At 32.5% G+C, this 1,158-nt stretch carries 1 protein-coding gene; it reads left to right on the top strand.

The genetic code is table 11. The features are described 5' to 3' along the window. Positions 1–498 precede the first annotated feature (498 nt). Positions 499–1,158, top strand: a 660-nt coding sequence (locus AC1DJN_RS22045) for a YybS family protein (protein WP_478040299.1), incomplete at its 3' end; no start/stop codon positions are given.

Here is a 1,158-nt window from a genome sequence, read left to right as displayed (position 1 = left end):
CTATAGAGATGACCTTATTTTACCTCAGTAATTACTCTATTTATTACCATTTGCCATTAGTATAAGAATTTATTACACTTTTAATAGACATGAATAAAGAAAAAATGAAATGTTAGAGATTGAGAAACAAATGCTATCGTATTTTAAAACGTATGAATGAGAAGAACAATCGACTAAGTAACATTTTTAAAAACAAAACGGCTTATAATCATTTCGATTAAAAGCCTTTTTTCATGTATTAGTAAATGTCGTATGCTCCTCATTTCTTATCGTTGAAAATTTTAATGTATATATAATGAAGAACATCAATAATGAATGAATTTGTTATGCTTTTTCGGTAAAAAATCTCCTATATAGCTTTGTATTTTACGCTATAGTCATTAGTTCTACAAAATTAATGACAAAGCTTACAGTTGTTCTTAGCGTTTTTTGTTCAACAACCTGAAAAAATGGTACAATAAAGGTCAGTAAGTTTGACTGAAAAAAGGAAGGTTTTCAATGCCGAATAATCAAACAAAGGCGCTTGTACAAGGCTCAATGATGGTCGCAATCTTTACGATTCTAATGCTTATTTCTGCATATGTACCATTCATTTTTATAGTAAGTCTAATATTTGCCCCACTACCGATTGCTTGGTATAGCGCAAATTACAAGCGTTCCTCATCAATATTTGTAGCAGTAGTAGCTTGTATCTTAACCACTTTAACGAGTGGCATAACTATGTTACCATTTGCCTTTATTTTGGCATTAGTTGGTGTCGTTATAGGAAGTGCAATTAATCAAAAGAAGAGCAAACTTTACCTATTCATGTCATCTGGGGTTACTGTTCTTCTGTCAATGGCAATTGTCTATGTAGCTTATGTTCAATTTGCTGGTATCAATATCATTAACATGAGCACGGAGCTGTTGCGCGAAAGTTATGAGCAATCAAATGAACTTGCAAAAACTATGACAGGTCAAGAAGCGTTTCAGCCAGAGCTAATTGAGGCTATGTTAAAAACAATTGAGCTGACAATACCTGCAACAGTAACAATCTCTGCATTTATGACAGCATTTATAATCATAATGTTAAATTTACCTATATTAAAACGTCTTGGTTTAGACGTACCGAAATTTGCACCGTTCCAAAATATGCGTCTACCACGATCTGTTTTATGG

Source organism: Stenotrophomonas sp. 05L414_2, from assembly GCF_056397905.1.
This window is presented reverse-complemented; position numbering and strand designations above follow the sequence as displayed.